This window comes from Belliella kenyensis, assembly GCF_022549675.1.
Taxonomy (GTDB): Bacteria; Bacteroidota; Bacteroidia; order Cytophagales; family Cyclobacteriaceae; genus Belliella; species Belliella kenyensis.
Genome location: NZ_JAKZGR010000022.1, coordinates 1 through 22,350, shown reverse-complemented (window position 1 = coordinate 22,350; position 22,350 = coordinate 1). Strand labels below are relative to the sequence as shown.

Sequence of the window (22,350 nt, the reverse complement as noted above, 5' to 3'; positions counted from 1 at the left end):
ATCAATTTAGGATAATAGTTCTTTTACTTTGGCTGAAATAGCCTTACCATCAGCTTTCCCAGCAAGAGCCTTGCTTGCTGCCCCCATCACTTTGCCCATATCCTTTGCGCTGGTAGCACCTACCTCAGCTATGATTTGCTTCAGCTCAACTGCAAGCTCTTCTTCTGTCAATTGCTTAGGCAAAAACTCCGAAATGATCTCAAGTTCGGCAACTTCCACCGCATACAGGTCTTCTCTTCCTTGTTGCTGATAAATATCAGCGGAATCTTTACGCTGCTTAGCCGCTTTGGTAAGCAACTTCATCTCATCATCTTCAGATAGTGCAGATGCAGCACCTCCTTTTGTCTCTTCCAACATAATCAAAGATTTGATTGCTCTCAATGCGCGCAACCTATCTTTGTCTTTAGCCAACATGGCTTTTTTTATTTCACTTTCTACACTTAGCTTTAAACTCATTACCTTGTTGTTTGTGTTATAGGTGTAAATTTGCCACAAAATTATCTTTTAATCTAGGAAAATGACCAAGTTAAGCGTAAATATTAATAAAATAGCCACTATCAGGAATGCGAGAGGTGCCAATAATCCCAATGTGGTACAAGTAGCATTAGATGCGGAAAGGTTTGGTGCACAAGGCATCACAGTGCACCCACGCCCAGATGAGCGACATATAAGATACCAAGATGTATTGGACTTGAGCGAAGCAGTGACTACTGAGTTCAATATAGAAGGCTATCCAGATGAAAGGTTTTTGGAGCTGATCAAAAGGGTAAAACCGGCACAAGCTACACTTGTCCCAGATCCACCTACGGCCATCACTTCCAATGCTGGCTGGGATACGATCACTCATCAATCATTCTTGAAGGATGTGGTAGCAGAGTTACAAGGCTATGGCACAAGGGTTTCTATTTTCATTGACCCAGAAGAAAAATACTTCGAACCAGCAAAGACTACAGGAACAGACAGGGTAGAACTTTATACTGAACCTTATGCAGTACAATTTACAAAGAACAAACAGGAAGCAGTAAATCCATACGTCAAAGCAGCTGAATTGGCAAGATCACTTGGACTGGGGATCAATGCTGGCCATGATTTGGATTTGCATAATTTGAAATTTCTCAAAGAAAATATTCCCTTTCTTGACGAAGTATCTATAGGGCATGCACTTGTATGTGATGCACTTTATTATGGTCTAGAAAACACCATTCAGATGTATAGGAGACAATTAGAAATTTGACAAGTAGGTTAGACGTAGACTTTGTAAAAGACACAATTATATGAAACTAAACTTTAAAAAAACCGGCTCTGGTGAGCCTTTGATCATACTTCACGGGCTTTTCGGGTCTGCCGACAACTGGTTTAGCATAGCCAAAGAGCTTGAGAAGAATTACACCTTGTACCTTGTAGACCAGCGAAATCACGGAGATTCTCCTCAAAGTGAGGATTGGAATTATGATGTAATGGTAGAAGACCTTAAGGAACTTATGGAAGATGAGGGGCTTGATAATGCATTCTTGATGGGGCATTCTATGGGAGGTAAGACTGTTATGAATTTTGCTTTGAAATACCCTGACCGTGTGAAGAAGCTGATCGTAGCAGACATCGCACCGAGATACTATCCAGTACATCATCAGTCTATTCTGGAAGGGTTGATGTCAGTGGATCTGGCACAAATCAAATCACGAAAAGAAGCAGATGATCAGTTGTCCAAGCATATTCCCGAAGCTGGCATAAGACAGTTCTTGCTGAAAAGTTTGGGCAGAGACAAAGATGGAAGATTTATATGGAAGATCAACTTAAAAGTAATCAATGAAAAGATAGAGGAAGTAGGAAAAGCTTTGGATCAAGATAATTCATTTGACAATCCGACCTTGTTTATGGGAGGAGCTGATTCGAAATATATTCAAGAAAAGGATAAAGAAGACATCGAAAAGTATTTCCCAAATCACCATCTGATCTATATCAAAAACGCTGGCCACTGGCTACACGCCGAGCAGCCAAAAGCTGTGATAGACACGGTAAGGGCTTTTTTGGAGAGGTAGATGGTTGGTTTTGGATTTTAGTCCCGATAGCTATCGGGATCAGATTGTAGATTTTATCGAAATATGTCTTGGACGAAATAAAGTTGAAATATGCCTCTACCTATGGGTAGACAGGTTCGGCAAAATAATGCTCTACCATGAGACTAATGCTTCAAATTTAAAATAAGCTTTCTTGTGTCTTAAAAATAGAAGCGAGACGCGAGAAACGAGAGATTAGAAAAAATGCAGATATAAATGAAATATGCTTTGGGCGAAATAATGCTATTACATGAGACTAATGCTTCAAAATTAGAATAAGCTCATTTATCTATCAAGTCTTAAAACTAGAAACAAGAGCGATGTATCATGTCTTGTATCTTGAGTCTTGTATCTTATATCTTATATCTTCTGTCTTCTGTCTTCTGTTTTAAATCGAATTTAACCCAAACCAAACTTCTTATATCAATTTTGAGTTTAAACTTAAGGAGTAATTTAATACCTTTAGACCATGCAGGCATACGAATTTATCAACAACCTGATTCCGCCATTGAAGAATACAGACATTTCCCAAAAGGCTCTAACTTGGATGGAAGAGATAAGGGTATGTGTATTGCCTGTGGTGGATCAAGGAATGTTCAAAGGCTTTGTAAGTGATGAGCTCATTTACACTTTAAATGACCCCAATCTCAAAATTTCTGAAATTGACTTAGAAATGGCCTCATGTTTCGTTTTTAGTGATAAACATATCTATGATGTACTTCGTGTAGCCTCAGATCATCAGTCACATATAGTTGCAGTTCTAGATCGCGACCAAACTTATCGTGGAGTAATAACCATGGAAGATGCTGTTTCTGCATTTGCAGAAAGCTTCTCTATACAATCCCAAGGAGCTGTTTTGGTTTTGTCTATGATGATGTCTGACTATAGCATGTACGAAATCTCCAGAATTATTGAATCAGAAAATGCCAAAGTGTTATCTAGTTTCATTTCAGTAGACCCACTTGATGATAGCAAGATAAAAGTTACTTTAAAGGTAGACAAATCTGAACTTAGGCATATTAAAGCTACTTTGGAGAGATTTGGCCATCGGGTAATCGATCATTATCAAGAAGAACAAGAATCAAACACAGATCAAGAAAGAATCGATAATTTATTCCGATTTTTGGATATCTAAAGGAAATAACAAATGAATATAGCCATACATGGAATTGGCTTCCCTGAAGAATTTACGCCACATATTGAAAAGCTAACTAAAGCATTGACGGCTCATGGCGTAAATATCTTTGTTACCGACACTTTTTCTAAACTCCTAAAAAAATACCAAGCCAACATAGATAGCTATTCAAAAATCCAATCTAAAGCGATGATAGCAGATATGGATTTCATCTTTTCTATAGGCGGAGATGGCACCTTGCTAGACACAGTGTGCTATGTCGGAAAGCTTGAAACACCCATCGTGGGTATCAACTCTGGGAGATTAGGATTTTTGGCTACTGTAGCAAAAGAAGAAATAGATGAGGCAATCGCTTTGCTTATCAATGGAGACTATACTGTTGAGAATCGCGTACTTGTGGCTGTTGATACGGACAAGCAAGTATTCAATGGACTCAACTTTGGACTGAACGAGTTTACGATACACAAGAGAGATACTTCATCCATGATCACCATTCATACCTACATTGATGGAGAATACCTCAATTCTTACTGGGGAGATGGCTTGATCATCGCTACACCTACGGGATCTACTGGCTACTCTCTCAGCTGTGGAGGACCACTGATCACCCCTGATGCGAGGAATTTTGTCATCACTCCTGTCAGCCCCCACAACTTGAATGTAAGACCTATCATCTTGCCAGATGATGCTGCGCTGTGTTTTAAGGTAGAAGGGAGAGGGGAAAAATTCCTCGTATCACTAGACTCCAGATCTACAACCATAGACTCAGGTGATGAGCTTAGGGTAAGAAAAGCTAATTTTGTTGCCAAATTAGTAAAGTTTCCAAAATACAATTTCTTCGACACCTTAAGACACAAACTCAACTGGGGATTTGATATGAGAAATTAGTGATTTTGGGTTTACGTGTATTCACAATGTAGCACATGGTATATGAATTACTTTTATTGATTCCTGAACTTTCACTTGCCATCAACAGTATGCACCTATGGAGCTATAGCCACAAATGTTTCTAGAAAAAATGAAACTCTCCCCTATTGAAAAGTCCCAACGGGACTAACTGTTTGTAGAAAAATCAAGTAAAATAGTATGAAAGCTGCATAGAAGTGACCTGTTAAATCATTAAAGGTCTATCCAAAAACTTATCAGAACTTCCTTTGTACAACAAAACTAATTCATCAAAGCATCTTTCAGATCCATCAAATCACCTTCTTCGTGCCAAGCAGAAATGATAATCCTGCTAACGACAGGATCATCATCTGTCGGATAAGCAAATGAAGAAAAAACAATTTTATGCTGCTGTAGACTTTTCACATGCGCCTCATCCAAAAGTCTAAAAACAGGAAGATTCCAATCACCTGAGTGAACATTAATATCATGTATCAAGCTTTTAAAGAATTTGATATTATGTTGTAATTTTCTAAACTGTACCTTATATAGTGATTGGGCATTCAGAAATGCCCACAAGAAAGCAGGTGGTGGTGGTGAAGCTCCTCGATACATTGCGTTCATTTCCATTCGATCGATAAAAGACGCACTCCCAAGTACTATTCCTGCGGGAATCGACAACCCTTTACCCATAGAACCAGACACAATCAATTCCACAGGCAGATGCTTCCAAGTACTGTAGCTCCCATATATATCACCTCCGATCACTCCGAAGGCGTGACTATCATCAATCAAAAGTGTGTAGCTATTTGTATCAGGAAGCGATGCAATCCAAGAGAGATCATAGACTTCTGGCTTCAATGCATCTAGGGCATTAGTGAAAATTGCTATCTTTTGACCAGAATGATTCGACGCATAATCAAGACAGCATTGACGCCATTCAGCTAAGCTATCATATACGTGATATGCATTCCCATAAGGAAAAATCGCTGGGTGAGTAGCAGGTGCTACAAAAATAGCATCCATATCTTTGGCTATCAAACTAGAAGCAGCCTGTCCTGCCAAGTATCCACTACTATACACGAGGGCTTTTTCAGCTCCAGCCTGTTTGGCTACAAAAGTCTCAAACTCCTCATAGATGCTCAACCTAAGATTATTGGACCTACTCAGACCATGATTGACACCGTATTGTTTTAGCCCCATTGAAACCAGTGCAGCAAAATCCTCGGAAGCAGACATTCCCAAGTAGGAAGTACCGCTAAAGAAAAGACATTCTTGCCCATCAGCCCATACAGTCCTGTCAATCTTGTGGTGATGAAAAATTGGATTCATAGCTTGTTAATAAGTTATGAAGGTATGAAAAAGCTTCGTCAGATTAAAAAGAAAAAACCCTCAATTTCTTGAGGGTTTTTTAAAAGATTTAGTAAATGAAATTTAGAATGTATATCTAATACCAAACTGAGCTCTCCATCTTGAGAAGAAATCATTTACTGCAAATGTTTCATCTGAGCCACTTACAAAAGATTTGTAAGCAGGTCTATCTGTAGGCACAGGTGTAACAGTTCCATTGATTGTTCTAGGCTCTCCTCCAGATTGACTTCCAAAAGAGGCCACTGAAACTGGTTGAGAATTGTTTGCATTGTAAGAACGTCCCCAATTGCTGTTAAGCATATTTCCAAAGTTCAATACATCTAGAGTAAATTCTAGTTTCCCAGCAGATTTTGTAAAGAATTCTTGGGCAACGCGAATATCAAATCTATGCTCGAATGGAGTCCTACCACCATTTCTTTCAGCATATTGACCTTTTCTACCACTCAAATAACTATCATTATCTATAAACGCCATCAAATCATTATACTGTTGGTCTGCAGAAGCTTGAAGAACCCACTGACCATTTGAAAGAGCATATCTATCATACAAAAGAATATCACTTCTCTGCCCAGGAACAAAAATTAGGTCATTTCCAAGTACACCATCTCTATTCATATCACCGTTGTAAACAAATGATTGACCTAGACCAGACTGTCCATTGTAGAATATACCTACAGAAGTTGCTAAGAAACCAGCATATTCTTTTCTATAAGTTAAAGTACCAATAAGTCTGTGAGGAACCATAAAGTTAGAAAATGACAACTCCGGATTATTAGGGTTTCCAAATGTCGGAACTCCTCTAAAGTTTGAAACAGCTTGAGAAGAGGTACCAGGGTTGATATCTTTTGATACTCCGTGGTTATAACCTATGTTAGCATAGAATCCATTTTCCCATCTCTTACTAACTTGAGCACTCAAATTATATGAATAACCTTCATTAGTATTAGTTAGATAAATAATATCAGTAAAATCAGGGTTAATTCGTGCGCCATTGAATCTTTGTCTATTATCAGCACCTTGGAACTGAGTAAAATTAAAATCTTCAAGACCTGCAATATTAAGGTTTTGATATAGAATATTATTGTAATTTTTAGTATAAATACCATCCAAAGTAACAATTACACCATTGTCAAATTTATAATCTGTACCAAGGTTTAGTCTGAATACTTGTGGATATTTGAATTTTGGATCAGTAACATTAATTTCAGATGTAAATGTCGGTAGACCTAAATCCGATGCATTTGGCTGAGTAAATGGATTTGGATTAAATGTAAAGTTAGCAGGAAATTGATTTTGGCTTCTTTGAGCTTGAAGCCTTGCTATCTCTATACCTGTATTTGAGTATTGATTTGACAACCAAACAAACGGTAATCTACCAGAGAATATACCTGCACCACCACGTACTTGGAAAGTTTGATCACCGTTTACGTCCCAATTGAAACCAACTCTAGGAGACCATAGAATATTGGATGAAGGAATTACATCTGTTCTAACTCCATACCTTGTGGCAGCAAGTGAATTGTTAAATGTTTCATTTGCAGTTGGTTGATCAAAGAAAACTGGCAAATCACCTCTTACACCAAAAGTTAAGCGTAAATTGTCGCTAGCTTGATATTCGTCTTGTGCATAGAAACCTATTTGTGCTGCTCCAAATTCCGCACCCCAGTTAGGTTGGCCAGGTACATTTGAGAATGAATAATCGTAAGTCAATGGAAAAGCTTCATTTGGCGTACCAACTGTCAACCAATCATCAAGGCTAGCATATCTGTAAGAACCAAATGCTTGCCTAATAAACAAATTATAGATACTATAAAATTCATTATGTGTACCTAAAGTGATTGTGTGCTTACCTTTATAAATACTCAAGTTATTGGTTAAAGTAAATACATCCTGATTCAAAGTATTTGCAGTACCAAACTGCTCTGAACCTAATTGGATATTTCTGTTTCCAAAATCAACTCTAACAAATGGGAATGGATCACCCACATAACCTCTATCATCCCTAACAGTTGTGTAACCTAAACGAAGTTCATTTGCAACTGAGTTTGAAAACCTAGTATTCAATTCAGCAACTGTAGTATTTGTTGTGCTTGGGAAAAACTGAGCTCCACCTGATAAAACAAATGTGTTTGCATTTCTAAAAATGCTCAATGACTCAGAATTAACATAATTATGTCTTATTGAAAACTTGTTCTTATCGTTTATATTCCAATCAAGCCTTAAGAAGAACTTTTGAGTTTTATCCTCTTCATTGAATCTATTCGCATTTCCAACATCAGCTCCAGGAGCAATTCTGTTAATAACACTTAATACTTGATCTACTTCTGCCTGAGTCAAATTTGATCCTTCTCCGATACCAAAAAGCTTAGGTTGCGTTCTTTCTGTAAGTTCAGCGTTGGCAAAAAAGAATAACTTATTTTTTATGATTGGACCTCCAACTCTAAATCCGTATTGTCTTTCTGAGTAATCTGGGACTCTTTGTCCTTCAGTATCTTCAAGAACCCCAGTACCAGTCAATGATTGATTATTTACAAAATAGTAAGCAGAACCTTTGATCTCATTTGTTCCAGAACGAGTTACTGCATTTATACCACCTCCGGTAAATCCACCCATTCTTACATCGAACGGAGCTATTTCAACATTTATTTCTTCAATTGCATCAAGAGATATTGGCTGAGTTCCAGTTTGTCCACCATTTGTCCCAGAAGCTGCAAGACCGAAAACATCATTGTTTACAGTACCATCTATAGAAAACTGATTGTATCTGTTATTTGAACCAGCGAATGAAATGCCACTACCTCTAGTTGAGGCAAGTGGTGAAAGTCTAGCATAATCCTGAATACTTCTGCTGATTGTTGGTAAACTGTTGATTGCGTCAGAATTCACACTAATAGATGCTCCAGTTCTGTTTCCATCAAAAATTTGATCCCGTACTGAAGTCACTACAAACTCATCCAAATCAGAAGCATCATCTCTTAACTCGACATTAATACTTTGAGTTTGACCTAAAGAAAGATAAACATTCTCATAGCCCGCAGTTTCAAAACCTATGAACGAAACGGTTATTGTGTATGGACCACCAACTCTCATACCTGGGATAGAATATCTCCCCTCTTGATTAGTCACAGCACCATATCTTGAACCAGAAGGTAAGTGTACTGCAACGACATTTGCTCCAGGTAATGTCTCTCCTGTTGCATCAGTAACTCTTCCGTTAAGACCAGAAGTAGTCACACCTTGCGAAAACACCACCCCCGTACTGAATACGAGCATCGCTATCGCAAATAAACTCTTTAGTAATGATTGCCTCATAATTTTTTGTTTTTGTGGAAAATTTAAAATTTCAGTTTTAGGATTTACTTAGTTTTTCCGAGTACAAATGTATAGGACATTGACAAGTATTTTTTTTTGTAATTGTTAAGTTTTAACATTAATTCACAATATTACTTAACAATTCCTTAACATTGAAAAAAGAAGGAAATTTTCTTTTTGCCCCATTTTTTACATTTCAAACGGTTTAAACCACTCAAAAGGCCATTGATACTGCTATTATGTTTTTCAACCTTGGTGCATGTTAAGTAATCTTTATCCAAATGTTAACTATCACGGTCAGCGGTATGGGATTCTAAAAATTGGCTATCTTTCCAAAATAATCACTTACTCAAACCGAAATCTCTTATGCGTGACAAAAATATCGTTTGGCTCTATTTATACCTTTTAGCATGCTTCTTAGACCTCTATTTTATAATAGATAACCTAGAATCCTACAGGATATATAGCAAGCCGCTGATCATGATATCCTTGGGAGTTTATTTTTGGCAGATTAGTAAAAACATTGCCGGTACTTTGATCAGAAAGATGATCTTAGGTGCAATTGTGTTTTCATGGCTTGGCGATGTGCTATTAATTTTTCCTGCCTTTTTTCTATATGGTCTTGGAGCCTTTTTAGTCGCACATCTTTGCTATATCATCAGCTTCAAGATCAGTCAGCAAAAACCCTTTGAAATAGGAAATGTCAATTTTATCAAACTATTCCTTTACAACCTTCCTATTTGCATCCTGGCAGCCTATGTTTACTTTCTCATCCAATTCAACCTTGGGTCACTAAAAATCCCAGTAATCACCTATATGCTTGTCCTCGTAGCTATGGTGACGATCTCTCGGGAAAGATTTAACAAAACAAACCCCTCAAGCTTCTGGCAAGTATTTCTGGGTGCATTATTTTTCTTGGTTTCGGACGGGATTTTGGCTATCAACATGTTCTATCAGTCATTCCCAGAATCTGGTGTATTGGTGATGGGGACTTATACAATAGCACAACTGCTGATTATTATGGGGATTAGGGCTCATTACATAAGGTAATTTTCAAATTACAATCAATCATGTCCATTTTACAAGTTTTCATTAAAACACAAAAATGCTCCAAACTAATAAACTAACTTAAACGTAAGCAACTTTAATGCATTTCTGACTTTATATCTATAACTATATTAACTACAACTTTATGAAACAATCTCCTTTAATTCTAGCATTACTCTTACTTTTATCATTTAAGGGTTTATCGCAATCTGATGATTGGAACTTAAAAGGCTTCACCGAGGCTACAGACATAATTATTCTAGATGACTTTTCTGAAACAACAGAATTGCATAAGTCAGATTTAATATTCTCTAAAGCAAAAGGTTTTTTCTCTTTTTCCCCAATCAATAACATCAATAATAGGGCAATGCGCAAATTGAAAACCGAGGCTTCTATGAGGGGAGGAAGCCATATCTTTATTACAAATCAGTCTATAGAAAATTCTGTTTTTTCAAAAACTTCAATGTATACTGCTAGAGTACTTAAATCAGAAAGCCTAAGCAAGGCTGCCATTGAACAAGCTGTAAATGGTAAAAAGTTGATAAAAAAAATGGAGTTAAACTATGCTAGAAATGGATGGAAAGCCCAAATGAAAGATGTTTACGAGATTTCCAATTTAAATGCTAATATGCCTATTATTGAGAAAAATGGAAAAATGTACATTTCCTTACGCAATCTTAAAAATTCAAAAAACGGGTTGAGTAGTGTCAATCAGTATGAAGTTATAGCTATCGAAGACAATAAAATTTTGATCTTAGTTGATGATGGAAAAAATAATGAGATATCTTTATTTGGTTTAATGATTGAATAAATTAGCTGATGTTACTTTAGAAAGTTTCGAATCATTTTATCAAAAAAGCTCTCCGATTTATCTCGAAGAGCTTTTTTTAGATCCTTTTCATAAACATCAAAATCAACGATACCAACTGTAAATTCAAAAGACAAATATAGCTAATTATACTAAATGAATCTTTCTAATTTTCGTTTAACTAATCACTAACAATTTGGCTATCAACATATTTTACTTTTTCACATCCAGCTGTATAGACAGCTCTTTCAATTGCTCTTCTGCGATGGAACTTGGTGAATCTATCATAACATCTCTGCCTGAATTGTTCTTCGGGAATGCAATGTAATCTCTGATAGAGTCTGATCCTCCAAAGATTGCACAGAACCTATCGAACCCAAAAGCTATTCCCCCATGTGGTGGCGCTCCGTATTCGAAAGCTTCCATCAAGAACCCGAACTGCTTCTGAGCTTCTTCATCTGAAAAACCAAGGTGCTTAAACATCAACTGCTGAGTAGCCCTATCGTGTATCCTAATCGATCCTCCTCCGATTTCAACTCCGTTGATCACCAAATCGTAGGCATTTGCTCTGACAGCTCCTGGGTCAGTCTCTAGCAATGGTATATCCTCTTTCTTGGGAGAGGTAAATGGATGGTGCATCGCATGGAATCTATTGGTATCCTCGTCCCATTCTAGCAATGGAAAATCCACAACCCAAAGTGGTTTGAATACATTCCTATCTCTCAATCCTAGTTCTTCTCCCATTTTGAGCCTCAACTCTGACATTTGCTTTCTGGTGCTCTTCGCATCTCCAGACAATACCAAAATCAAATCACCAGGTTGTGCATTGGCTAGCTCTGCCCATGCCTTCAGGTCTTCTTGATTATAAAACTTATCTACAGAAGACTTGAAAGTCCCATCTTCATTGCATTTCACGTATACCAAACCTTTGGCACCGATCTGTGGTCTCTTCACCCAGTCAGTCAAAGCGTCAAGTTGCTTGCGCGTGTACTCCGCCGCTCCAGTAGCACAAATTCCTACTACCAATTCTGCTTGATCAAAAATTGGGAATTCTTTTCCTTTGGCCAGATCATTCAACTCAAAGAATTTCATATCAAATCTCAAATCTGGCTTGTCATTACCATAATACTTCATGGCATCAGCGAAGGTCATTCGCTTCACCTCTTCAAGTTCTACCTCTTTGACATTTGTAAACAAATGTCTTACAAGACCCTCAAAAGTATTTAAGATATCCTCTTGATCTACAAAGGACATCTCACAGTCGATTTGTGTGAATTCAGGCTGTCTGTCAGCTCTCAAATCCTCATCTCGGAAACATTTCACGATTTGAAAATACCTGTCAAAACCACTTACCATCAGCAATTGCTTGAAGGTCTGTGGAGATTGTGGCAAAGCATAAAATTCACCTGGATTGACCCTAGAAGGTACCACAAAATCTCTTGCCCCTTCTGGTGTAGACTTGATCAATACAGGAGTCTCCACTTCGATGAAGTTTTGAGCATCCATGTATTTTCTTGTCTCTTGCATCATCCTATGACGAAGCTGTAGCTTTTCTCTAACCACATTCCTTCTCAAGTCAAGGTAGCGATATTTCATCCTGAGCTCATCACCCCCATCTGTCTCATCTTCTATGATAAACGGAGGGATTTTGGCCGCATTGAGAACCTTGAGGTCAGTTGCTTTGATCTCAATATCTCCTGTAGGCATTTTATCGTTCTTTGCTGCTCGCTCTATCACTTCGCCTGTGGCTTGTACTACATACTCCCTACCCAAAGAAGCTGCTTGATCCAACAATGCTTTGTCTGTAGATCCTTCTTCAAAAATCAATTGAGTAACACCATATCGGTCACGTAGGTCAAGCCATATTAGTCCACCTTTGTTTCTGACACGTTGTACCCAACCCGCAAGGGTTACTTTCTTATTAACATCTTCGAGGCGCAATTCCCCACAAGTATGAGTTCTAAGCATGATTTAAAATCTTTTAATATTAAAGTGGACAAAGATATATAAAGTTTAGCACTATGCTAAAGTCAATTTAAGAATATGTATGGTGGCTTATTCCCGAATAACAAAATAAAAAGAATCGTTACATAGACTTGATACAGAACCTGAAGTAATTCATGATTAAGTTTATCTTCAAAGGTACCCGTAAAAAAATCACAAAATTATCCATGATTTATAATCTTTTGAAAAGCTAGACGTTACCTCAACAGTAAGCTGTAAATCAAATTCAAGGAATTGTAATTTATGATTTGTTCAAAAAACTATCCAAATTAGATTTGGATATTGACCGAAATTTAAATTTCTTTGAATAATAAGAACCCGAATTAAATAAAAGAATGCAAAAAAATTGGATTGGCGTTGGTCTTTTGTCCTTAGCCTTAGTAAGTGGCCTATATTACCTCTGGAATGACCTCAGTGGAGAAGATGAACAGAAACAGATGGTGGAACACTTTGAAGAAGAACCTGAGGAAGACTTACTTCTCTATGGCATCAAGATCAACGAATTAGATGTGATCGAAGGTTATGTCGGCAAAAATCAAACCCTCTCCACCATTCTTGCTCCATTCAATGTCCCCTATCAAATCATCGATGAGATAGCAAAAAAGTCCAAAGACATATTTGATGTCAGAAAAATTGCCTTCAACAAAAAATTCACTGTTCTTACTGAAAAAGATTCCTCGCAGGCTCAATTTTTTATCTACGAGCCAAATCCGTCAGAATATATTGTTTTCAAACTTAACGAGCTCGAAATCTACAAAGAAGAAAAACCTGTAGAGCTTCGTAAAATAGAACTAGGTGGTGAAATCGATCAGAATCTATCCGTCAATATGAGTAAATTGGGCATTACTAATGACTTGATTGACCAATTTGCAGATCTTTATGGCTGGTATGTAGATTTTCAAAAACTCCAAAAAGGAGACAAATTCAAAGTGGTCTATCATGAAAAAGTAGTGGATGGAAACGTAATTGGAATTACGGACATAGAAGCTGCCTACTTTGAGCATAAAGGTGAAGAATATCACGCTATTCCATTTGAACAAAATGGTGAGATTAGTTTTTTCGACCAAGAAGGTAAAAGTTTCAAAAAAGCATTTTTAAGAGACCCTCTTAAGTATACAAGAATAAGCTCAAGGTACAATCTTAACAGGTATCACCCTGTCCAAAAAAGGTACAAGCCTCATTTAGGTACTGATTATGCAGCTCCTACGGGAACAGAAATCAGAACGGTAGGTGACGGAACTGTGGTAGAAGCACGATACACAAGTGCCAACGGAAATTATGTCAAAATCAAACATAATGGTACATACACTACCCAATATTTACACATGTCCAAGATAGCATCTGGAATGACTCCAGGCAGTCGGGTCAAGCAAGGTCAAGTAATAGGCTATGTAGGAGCTACTGGATTGGCTACAGGGCCTCATTTGTGTTTTAGATTTTGGAAAAATGGTAAGCAAGTAGATTGGTTGCAGGAGAAAATCCCACCATCCGACCCTATTCTTCCAGCCAATCAAATGGCATTTGATCAGGTTCGAATGGAAAAACTTCAGTTATTGGCCAATATACCAATCAGTTTTCCAGCTGATAAACTGGTAGCCCAAAAATAAAAACAAAAGCTAGCCCTTTGGACTAGCTTTTGTTTTTATTTCCTCACTGAGTCTCACTCCTTATGACTACTTGTCGTGAAATAAGAGACAAGTTTCAAATTACTTTAGAAAGCTTCCTCGACATCATATTTCCATAAGTAAAAGAAGGCATTGCTCATATTATCAAATACCCTTCCTGGATTGGTTCTGATCGATACACTGTAACCCTGTTCATCTGAGATCTTCACCAGCTGATGGCTTCCAAAATAAGAAACTTTGACAATATTTCCTGTCAATTGCTGCCCTTCCCGCTGTACCACTTCAGCATGCTCTGGCCTGAACATTAACCTGACCTTAGATTTGTATTTCTTCGCATCAGGATCAGCTATAAATCCAAAACTTGTATAAAATCCCTCCTCACTTGGATTAGCAATAAGTTCATTTCTTTTACCAAAAAAATTAGCAACATATGGATTGACAGGACTCTCATATAGATTCTTAGGCACATCAATCTGTTGCAAATACCCCTTGTGTAGGATGGCAATCCTATCGGCAGTGGACAGTGCGTCTTTTGTATCATGTGTTACAAAAATGGCAGTGATTCCTGTCATCTTGATGATTTGTCTGATTTCCTCTCTCACTTGATCTTTAAGCAAGGCATCCAAATTACTAAAAGGTTCATCCATAAGTAAGATCCTTGGATTGGGTGCTATAGCACGCGCAAGCGCTACTCTCTGCTGCTGACCCCCAGAGAGTTGATGGGGATATTTCCCATAATCTTCTGTCAACCCTACCAACTTTAAAGTCTCTTTGGCAATGATATCAGCTTCTTTCCTCGGTTTAGAAATGCCATAAAGGATATTTTCCAAAATCGTCAAATGAGGGAAAAGCGCATAATCCTGAAAAACCATCCCTACCTTCCGTTCATGAGAAGGCACAGACTTTCTTCCCTCTACAATCACCTGACCACTAAGCGCAATGGTGCCTTGATCAGGATGCTCGAGCCCAGCAATGAGTCTTAGCAAGGTGGTTTTACCAGAACCACTTTCGCCAACTAATGCCAATATTTCCCCCTCGTTGACAGAAAATGATACTTTATTGACAGCAAAATCCTTTGCTTGATCGTATTTTTTGTTGATTTCTTTTAAAGTTAGAATCTGCATCCTAAGAAGTATATTTTCTAATTACAAATCTCTTTTCCTGATCATTCTATTGAGAAATATGATCGGTATGATTCCAGTCAGTATGATTATCAGTGCTGCGTTTGCAGATTCTGCTATCATCTCATTGGTTGCCATATCAAATGCTTTTGTTGCTAAGGTTTGATAATTGAAAGGGCGAAGTATCAAGGTCAATGGCAGTTCTTTCAAAACATCGACGAATACCAAAAGCACACCTGACAATAATGTGTTTCTAATCAAAGGAAGGTCTATTTTCCGAAGTGTCTTTGTGCTTCTGGCACCTAAGAGCCTACTTGCCTCATTGACATGGATACCGATTTTTTGAAAGCCTGCTTCGACGGGATTATAGCCTACTGCCATGAATCGTACAATATAAGCAAATAGCAGTGCAAATAATGTCCCTGAAAGGAAAAGACCGGCTACACGGGCAGTCAGCAGGGTGTCGTATACCCACTTATCAAATGCCAATAAAGGAATCATTACCCCTACTGCAATCACAGCACCAGGAATGGCGTAGCCCAAGGTTGCTACTTTTGTGACACTTTTTACCCATTTGAAAGGACTCAATCTCAATGCATACAATAAAACCACAGACAAAAACACAACTGCCAATCCCGCAACGGCTGCCAAACCAAAACTTCTGTAAATCAAAAGTAAGAACTGAGCATCCACTACTTTATCATAGGTCAACCAAACCCAGCTTAACAACTGAAGGAAGGGAAACAAGAAGCTAATCATGAAAATAAAAGTGCAAAGTAAAGTGTAGAAGTATTGCTTTGCTAATGAGACTTTAATCCTCGCTGTAGGCTTACTTAAGCCATTCACATTAGAATACCTCCTATTTCCTCGCTGCACTGACTCAAGATAAAGCAACAAAAACACAAATACCATCAAGATTGCTGCAAGGTAAATGGCTGTAGTTGCATCTCCCATGGAAAACCAAGCACGGAATATCCCCGTCGTGAAGGTATTGACTCCAAAATACTTCACTGTACCATAATCATTCAAAACTTCCATGGAGGCTAAAGCAATCCCTGCCACTATAGCTGGCCGTGCCATAGGTAGTGCAATCTTAAAAAAAGTCTTACTCCTATTTGCACCTAGCAGAAAAGAAGCCTCTTGCATGGTCTTGGATTGCTGCAAAAATGAAGATCTTGATATCAAAAATACATAGGGAAATAGTGTAATCGATAGAATAAAAATTGCCCCAGGAAGATTCATGATATCTACTAAACTTCCTTTAAACGTAATCTCTAAGGTATTTCTAAAAAAGGTTTGGATCGGACCAGTATAATCCAGGATTCCTACATAGGTATAAGCCATGATATAGCCTGGAAATCCTAAGGGTAAAATCAGTAACCACTCAAAGTATTTTCTCCCAGGGAATTCATAGTTTGATACCAACCAAGCTGTACTGACTCCTAATAAAAAAGTCATTGCTGCTACCCCAAAAAGTAGCAGCAAGGTATTTTGAAAGTATCCGATGAGTAGGTTGTTGGTAATATGAGACCAACTCTCACCTGGACTTGCAAATAACTTGAATAGAATGGTGAAAATAGGTGTAGCAACGATCACCAAAATTAGGAGCGCATAACCTATCCACTTATTCCACCAATAAAATTTCCGTTTTACTAAATCCAAAACTCCTTCTTATTTCCAACCTACTCGATCAAAAATCACAACAGCTTTGCTATTATGATTTCCTAATTCTGCTAAATTGATTTCATCTGCTTTGAAGTCACCCCATGCCTTTAATAAATCAGAGTAGGTTGCTGAAGGGTTTACAGGATATTCAAAGTTGATACTAGCAAGAAAATTTTGAGAATCTACCTCTGACAAAAACTCAATGAGCTTAATCGCATTCTCTTTGTGAGGAGCAAATTTTGTAACTGCCGCTCCAGATATATTGATATGTGTGCCTCTATCTTCTTGATTTGGGAAAAATAATGCAACTTTTTCTGCAGCTTTTCTTTCTTCTTCATTGGCATCATTGAGCATGATACCGATGTAGTAGGTATTGACTATAGCTACATCTCCTTCCCCTGCGGCTACGGCCTTCACTTGATCTCTATCACTGCCTTTGGGATCTCTGGCCATGTTGGCTAGCAATTTTTTAGCCCACTCTTCAGCGTCTCCTTCGCCCTTGTGAGCTATGATGGATGCTAATAAAGATTGGTTGTATATATTTTCTGATGATCTTGTCAATACTCTTCCTTTCCAAGCCTCTTCTGTCAAAGCTTCATAAGTAGATAATTCACTAGGATCTACTCTTTCCTTACTGTAGGCTAAAATTCTAGCTCTAAAAGTCAAACCAAACCATTTGTTGTTTGGCTCTCTGAACTTTGCTGGGATATTTTTATCTAACACTTCAGATTCCACAGCTTGAACCAAATCCTTATCCACAGCTCTATGTAGTCGGCCAGCATCCACAGTAATCAAGACATCGGCTGGAGAATTTGGCCCTTCTAATTCTAGTTTTTGAATCAATTCATCCGCACTTGCACTTACTACATTTACTTTGATTCCTGTTTTTTCAGTAAATTGATCAAATAGCTGCTGATCTGCTTCATAGTGCCTATGAGTGTAGACATTGACCACTTCTTCTTGGGAGGACTCACCACATGAGAATAAAATGCAGATTGCAAAACCAAAAATCACAAAATTAAATATGTTGTTCATATGATTGATTTTTTTAAACTATAGGAATAATAGAAAGCGTAATTAATTTTCATCCATTTCTTAATAGAAACTTACTATAAACTTTAGTTGAGTTAAGTTAACTTCTATTATTGTGCATTTGATTTTAATGAGGGCAAAATTAATCATTATTTAAATCAAATCTAAATAAAGCAAAAAGATTTTTATATTTGTAACTTGAAATCACAGTGGACTAAAAACCTCTCTATAGCTTGACTTTCCAAATCTACCAAGCTGATGAGTAAAGAGCACCTAAGCAGTAATCAAATAAATCCGTATCAAGTGCAATGACGATCCAACAATTGGAATACATTCTCGCAGTAGACAAACATAGACATTTTGGCCATGCAGCAGAGTCTTGCTTTGTGACCCAGCCAACCCTCAGTGCTCAGGTCAGTAAACTAGAAAAAGAGCTTAATGTGATCATATTTGATAGGTCAAAAATGCCTGTCATACCGACCGAAACTGGCGCTCAAATCATTGCTCAAGCCAAAAAAGTGGTATCACATAGCAAAGGGATATTTGAGCTCGTAGCTCAACTTAAGGGTGATATCAGTGGAGTGATTAAACTAGGAATAATCCCTACGCTAGCTCCATATCTTTTGCACAGATTTATCAAAAAGTTTATAGAAAAATACCCCAAAGTCCAACTTCAAGTGGAAGAGATGGTGACAGAGGAAGTGATTAGAAAACTAAAGAATGATGAAATAGACCTAGGAATCATTGTCACCCCCATAGAAGAAAACGGCATTGTAGAAAAGCCCATGTTTTACGAAAAATTTTATGCATATCTTTCAGAAAATCATCCCTTGTTGTCAAAAGAAAAAATAAGCATTGAAGATTTGGACACGACAGATTTATGGGTTTTACAGCAAGGCCATTGTTTCAGGGATCAAGTACTTAACTTATGTAATCAAGATAAATTCCAAAAAATGAATTTTCATTATGAAAGTGGATCATTGGAAGGCTTGAAAAACATGGTAAATGAATACAAAGGAGTTACGCTACTCCCGGAATTAGCCACATTGTCCATGAGTGATAAGGAAAAATCTAGGCTAAGAGCATTTGCTGTAGAAGAACCGACTAGAGAAGTGAGTATTGTTTTAACAAGAAGCTTTTTGAAACAAAAACTTGTCGAATTACTCTATAAAGAAATTACAGCTTCTATTCCTGAAAAAATGACTTCAAAATCACATGGTAAAATAGTAAGATTTAAATAGCATTAGTCATTGATTTTCAGATATTTCAATATGCTCTTGCAAAGTTTTCAATCAATGAAATTTTTTTAAAGTAAAAATTAAAAATGCTCAGGCAACGTAGAACACAAGTCCATTACTTACATTGTAAGGCGAATTCATCTATTCTTTTTCTCCAATGAAAAAAATCCTATCAATAGTCTTCTTGATATCAGTTTGCCAACTTGGCTATGGACAGTCATTTGTAAAAAGGTATCTGAACAAGGTCTTGAATGATACTTCTGAAATTAGTCAGCCACAATTTTTAGTATATCCAACTTTAGCCTATACTCCAGAGACAAGTTGGGAAATTGGATTTTCTACGTTGTATGTTTATTATACCAAAAGAGATACAACCAATAGATTAAGTGAAATCAATGGGTTTACTTTTGCTACTTTGGAAAATCAATATGGACTTTTATTAGACCACGCCATATATACTGACAAAAATAACTGGTTCTTTTTAGGGAATATAAGGGCTCAAAGCTTTCCACTAAAATATTATGGAATTGGTATGGGTACATCTCCTGATTATTTAGCACTTGTAGATGCCAATCAGGTTTTGATAAAAGAGCGGGTCTTGAGAAAATTAGCAAAAAACCTCTTTGCAGGCGTAGAGTTTGACTTTCAAAAGTTAGCTGCAGTGGATTTTAAAACTACAGCAAATGCCCCAAATTACGAATTACCCCTAGGAAGTGGTGGTTCCACTAATTTTGGCATTGGTGCAGGGATCGTATATGACAATCGACACAACGTACTCAATGTAAGAGATGGATTTTTCTCAGAATTAGCCTATTTGCGCTATTCACCAGCAGTCAGCTCCTTTGGTTTCAATACAATTATTTCAGACACAAGAATTTTTAGGCCAGTAGGTCAGCACAACGTTTTTGCTGCTCAGTTACTAGCTCAATTTAACACTGGTGATGTTCCATTTAATCAACTTGCTTTGCTAGGTGGAGAATCTATGATGAGAGGATACTATTTAGGAAGGTTTCGGGACAAAAATCAAATTGCCTCACAAGTAGAAATGCGCTTTTTACCCCTTCCACTTGGATTTTCCAACAGAATAGGTGCTGCTGTATTCGGAGGCTTAGGGACAGTTTTTCCAGATTTTACCAATCTTAGTCTAAACCATATCGTGTGGTCAGCTGGTGGTGGATTAAGATTCTTGCTTTTTCCAAAAAAAGACATTTACACTAGAATTGACTACGCACTTACCGCAGAAGGATCAGGATTTTATTTATTTATTGGAGAGGCTTTTTAGAAGTTGAGACTATTGTAGATTGTAGATTACACTTGGCACTTTGTACTTAATAACCTGAGTTCGATTTATTAAACGTCAACCTACATCTATATTTTGAATTTTGTAGAAGCAAGATCTCTTATTTGATAATTCAATCGATTATCGGAATATATGGTTGATTTAAAGCTATCAATCTTTTGCTTCCTAGGCGTATTCTGTTGTAGAATAATATTACCCCATTGATTTTTAGATCCTTATGAGTAGCCTTCGAATTTTATGCGGTTTGATTAGTGGATAGGTATTATTGAGCTTGGCATTTACAAGTAGATCTTACGGAGCTATTTTTTATAATTATTGTTTTCATTTCTACAATCAGTTTGCCTTTTTGGGGCTAGGGGTTTTAGAAGGATGAGGATTGAAGGATGAATTTGATACTTGGTTCTTATAGAAAGAAAAACCAAGCCTACTCGTGTGATCTACACTAGCAAGCTTGGTTGATTTTTATTTACCCAGCAACTTTTTGATGCTTTTAACTATCATTAATCCTTCATCACTTGGATCCATCCTTTGAAGACGTGCTCTCTCCCTGCTCTATCCTTGGCTTTGAACACGTAGTAATATGTTCCAGCAGGTAGTTTATCGGCACCCCAATCATTTCGATAATTGCTAGCCTCATAGACATGATCACCATATCTGTTGAAAATGACGATTTCATTGCTCACAAACTTGTTGATACCCTTGATCTCAAATGTATCGTTACGTCTATCACCGTCAGGCGTGATCACATTTGGTATGAAGAACGGTCTTACCGTATTCACATCTGTATCTGTATTGTTACCTGGGTTCACATCTTCTTCGGAACTTCTCACAGTCACCACATTCGTGATGGTAAGTGGTGAAGTTCCATTCAAGGCATCTGCACTAACTCTTACCGTAATATCGATTACTGCATCTGCTGGCATAAATGGTACACTCCATGTTAACCTGCCACCTTGTGCACTGAAGTTCACCTGAAGTCCCTGTACTGAGCTTGTGAAGGATTGGCCTTGGAAGCTTACTCCATTTGGAAGTACATCTTCGATGACAACCTCCGTGGCATCAGTTCCTCCAATGTTGCTGACTCTGATCTGGTATTCAAACTCATCACCTTCCCAAATTTCTACTTCATTCGATGTCTTCGCTATAGACAGATCAACCCTTAGAGACTCCAACACAAGCGTAATAATTGCTGTGTCACAGTTAGTCGGGTTAGCAATCTCACAAATTCTGTATTCTAAAATATATGTGCCTGCTGGATTAAGACTTGGTATCAATGACAATGTACCATCAGCATTTATCACCAAGCCCTGAAGCCCACCCAAATCAAAGACCTCAAAGTCTACAAGAGATATATCCACTGAAGCTCCATTGAGAAGATCATTAGCAAGGATATTTCCCAACTCTCCACCGAAATCAACTGGATGAACACCAAAATCATCGTCATTGGCTATGATCTCCAATGCCAAATTAAGGTTAAGAATAGCTTCTCCAGTATTTAAACTTTCGTATCCTAGATTATCTATTGCCACAAAAGGTATCACTACAGTTGTAGCACCATCTTCTGTAGGATCAACACTGATCGAGACCGTAGGATTGCCAAACTCATCGGTAGGAATTTCCATGGCTATCAGAGACGCAATGTCTGAATCAACTCCAGAGGAGTAGCTTACACCATTGATCACAATACTAGCTACACCTGTAGGGTATGAAGTAATCCTTATACCTCTCACAAATCCTGGTGCTCCATCTG

The 22,350-nt window shown here is 37.6% G+C and carries 17 protein-coding genes; 9 read left to right on the top strand and 8 right to left on the bottom strand.

Translation table 11 applies throughout. The features are described 5' to 3' along the window. Positions 1–6: 6 nt before the first annotated feature. Positions 7–456, bottom strand: coding sequence for a GatB/YqeY domain-containing protein (locus MM214_RS17610; protein WP_241297490.1), 450 nt, complete (start codon positions 454–456; stop codon positions 7–9). A 61-nt stretch (positions 457–517) separates the two neighbouring features. Here MM214_RS17610 and MM214_RS17605 point away from each other — a divergent pair, with 61 nt between their 5' ends. The 4 genes from MM214_RS17605 to MM214_RS17590 all read left to right on the top strand — a co-directional run bounded on the left by MM214_RS17605 (position 518) and on the right by MM214_RS17590 (position 4,080). Then, positions 518–1,234, top strand: a complete 717-nt coding sequence (locus MM214_RS17605; protein ID WP_241297489.1) for a pyridoxine 5'-phosphate synthase — start codon at positions 518–520, stop codon at positions 1,232–1,234. A gap of 40 nt (positions 1,235–1,274) precedes the next feature. Further along, a complete protein-coding gene (locus MM214_RS17600) occupies positions 1,275–2,039 on the top strand; it encodes an alpha/beta fold hydrolase (protein WP_241297488.1) in 765 nt (254 codons plus the stop codon). 487 nt (positions 2,040–2,526) lie between these two features. Continuing rightward, the gene (locus tag MM214_RS17595) at positions 2,527–3,192 is read left to right on the top strand and encodes a CBS domain-containing protein (protein ID WP_241297487.1); all 666 of its coding nucleotides are present in this window, start codon (positions 2,527–2,529) and stop codon (positions 3,190–3,192) included. A gap of 12 nt (positions 3,193–3,204) precedes the next feature. Then, positions 3,205–4,080, top strand: a complete 876-nt coding sequence (locus MM214_RS17590; protein ID WP_241297486.1) for an NAD kinase — start codon at positions 3,205–3,207, stop codon at positions 4,078–4,080. 279 nt (positions 4,081–4,359) lie between these two features. Here MM214_RS17590 and MM214_RS17585 read toward each other — a convergent pair whose 3' ends face one another. Together MM214_RS17585 and MM214_RS17580 are read right to left on the bottom strand one after the other, a co-directional pair. After that, positions 4,360–5,409 carry an aminotransferase class I/II-fold pyridoxal phosphate-dependent enzyme gene (locus MM214_RS17585; RefSeq protein ID WP_241297485.1) on the bottom strand — a complete coding sequence of 350 codons (1,050 nt, stop codon included), beginning with the start codon at positions 5,407–5,409 and terminating at the stop codon, positions 4,360–4,362. A 102-nt stretch (positions 5,410–5,511) separates the two neighbouring features. Next, a complete protein-coding gene (locus MM214_RS17580) occupies positions 5,512–8,760 on the bottom strand; it encodes a TonB-dependent receptor (protein WP_241297484.1) in 3,249 nt (1,082 codons plus the stop codon). Between the two features lie 366 nt (positions 8,761–9,126). On the opposite strand from MM214_RS17580, the gene MM214_RS17575 reads away from it, so the two are divergent. Further along, a complete protein-coding gene (locus MM214_RS17575) occupies positions 9,127–9,810 on the top strand; it encodes a lysoplasmalogenase (protein WP_241297483.1) in 684 nt (227 codons plus the stop codon). Positions 9,811–9,952: 142 nt separating this feature from the next. Beyond that, positions 9,953–10,618 (top strand): hypothetical protein, encoded by a 666-nt coding sequence (locus MM214_RS17570; RefSeq protein WP_241297482.1) that lies wholly within the window; start codon positions 9,953–9,955, stop codon positions 10,616–10,618. 210 nt (positions 10,619–10,828) lie between these two features. Here the strand turns inward: MM214_RS17570 and aspS are convergent, their stop codons facing one another. Then, positions 10,829–12,583, bottom strand: coding sequence for an aspartate--tRNA ligase (gene aspS, locus MM214_RS17565; RefSeq protein ID WP_241297481.1), 1,755 nt, complete (start codon positions 12,581–12,583; stop codon positions 10,829–10,831). A gap of 371 nt (positions 12,584–12,954) precedes the next feature. Between aspS and MM214_RS17560 the strand changes: the two genes are divergently transcribed. Beyond that, the gene (locus MM214_RS17560) at positions 12,955–14,226 is read left to right on the top strand and encodes a peptidoglycan DD-metalloendopeptidase family protein (protein WP_241297480.1); all 1,272 of its coding nucleotides are present in this window, start codon (positions 12,955–12,957) and stop codon (positions 14,224–14,226) included. 104 nt (positions 14,227–14,330) lie between these two features. On the opposite strand, the gene MM214_RS17555 is transcribed toward MM214_RS17560, so the two are convergent. From MM214_RS17555 to MM214_RS17545, 3 genes are read right to left on the bottom strand one after another with little or no spacing between them, the layout of a single operon-like run. Then, the gene (locus MM214_RS17555) at positions 14,331–15,368 is read right to left on the bottom strand and encodes an ABC transporter ATP-binding protein (protein ID WP_241297479.1); all 1,038 of its coding nucleotides are present in this window, start codon (positions 15,366–15,368) and stop codon (positions 14,331–14,333) included. A 21-nt stretch (positions 15,369–15,389) separates the two neighbouring features. Continuing rightward, positions 15,390–17,027 (bottom strand): ABC transporter permease, encoded by a 1,638-nt coding sequence (locus MM214_RS17550; RefSeq protein WP_241297478.1) that lies wholly within the window; start codon positions 17,025–17,027, stop codon positions 15,390–15,392. 9 nt (positions 17,028–17,036) lie between these two features. Then, complete coding sequence (locus MM214_RS17545) at positions 17,037–18,065, bottom strand: Fe(3+) ABC transporter substrate-binding protein (protein ID WP_241297477.1); 1,029 nt, start codon at positions 18,063–18,065, stop codon at positions 17,037–17,039. Positions 18,066–18,370: 305 nt separating this feature from the next. Here MM214_RS17545 and MM214_RS17540 point away from each other — a divergent pair, with 305 nt between their 5' ends. Together MM214_RS17540 and MM214_RS17535 are read left to right on the top strand one after the other, a co-directional pair. Beyond that, the gene (locus MM214_RS17540; RefSeq protein WP_241297476.1) at positions 18,371–19,303 is read left to right on the top strand and encodes a hydrogen peroxide-inducible genes activator; all 933 of its coding nucleotides are present in this window, start codon (positions 18,371–18,373) and stop codon (positions 19,301–19,303) included. Between the two features lie 154 nt (positions 19,304–19,457). Further along, positions 19,458–20,582, top strand: coding sequence for a BamA/TamA family outer membrane protein (locus MM214_RS17535; RefSeq protein ID WP_241297475.1), 1,125 nt, complete (start codon positions 19,458–19,460; stop codon positions 20,580–20,582). 518 nt (positions 20,583–21,100) lie between these two features. Here MM214_RS17535 and MM214_RS17530 read toward each other — a convergent pair. Then, the coding region (locus MM214_RS17530) for a T9SS type B sorting domain-containing protein (RefSeq protein WP_241297474.1) at positions 21,101–22,350 on the bottom strand (1,250 nt) is incomplete at its 5' end.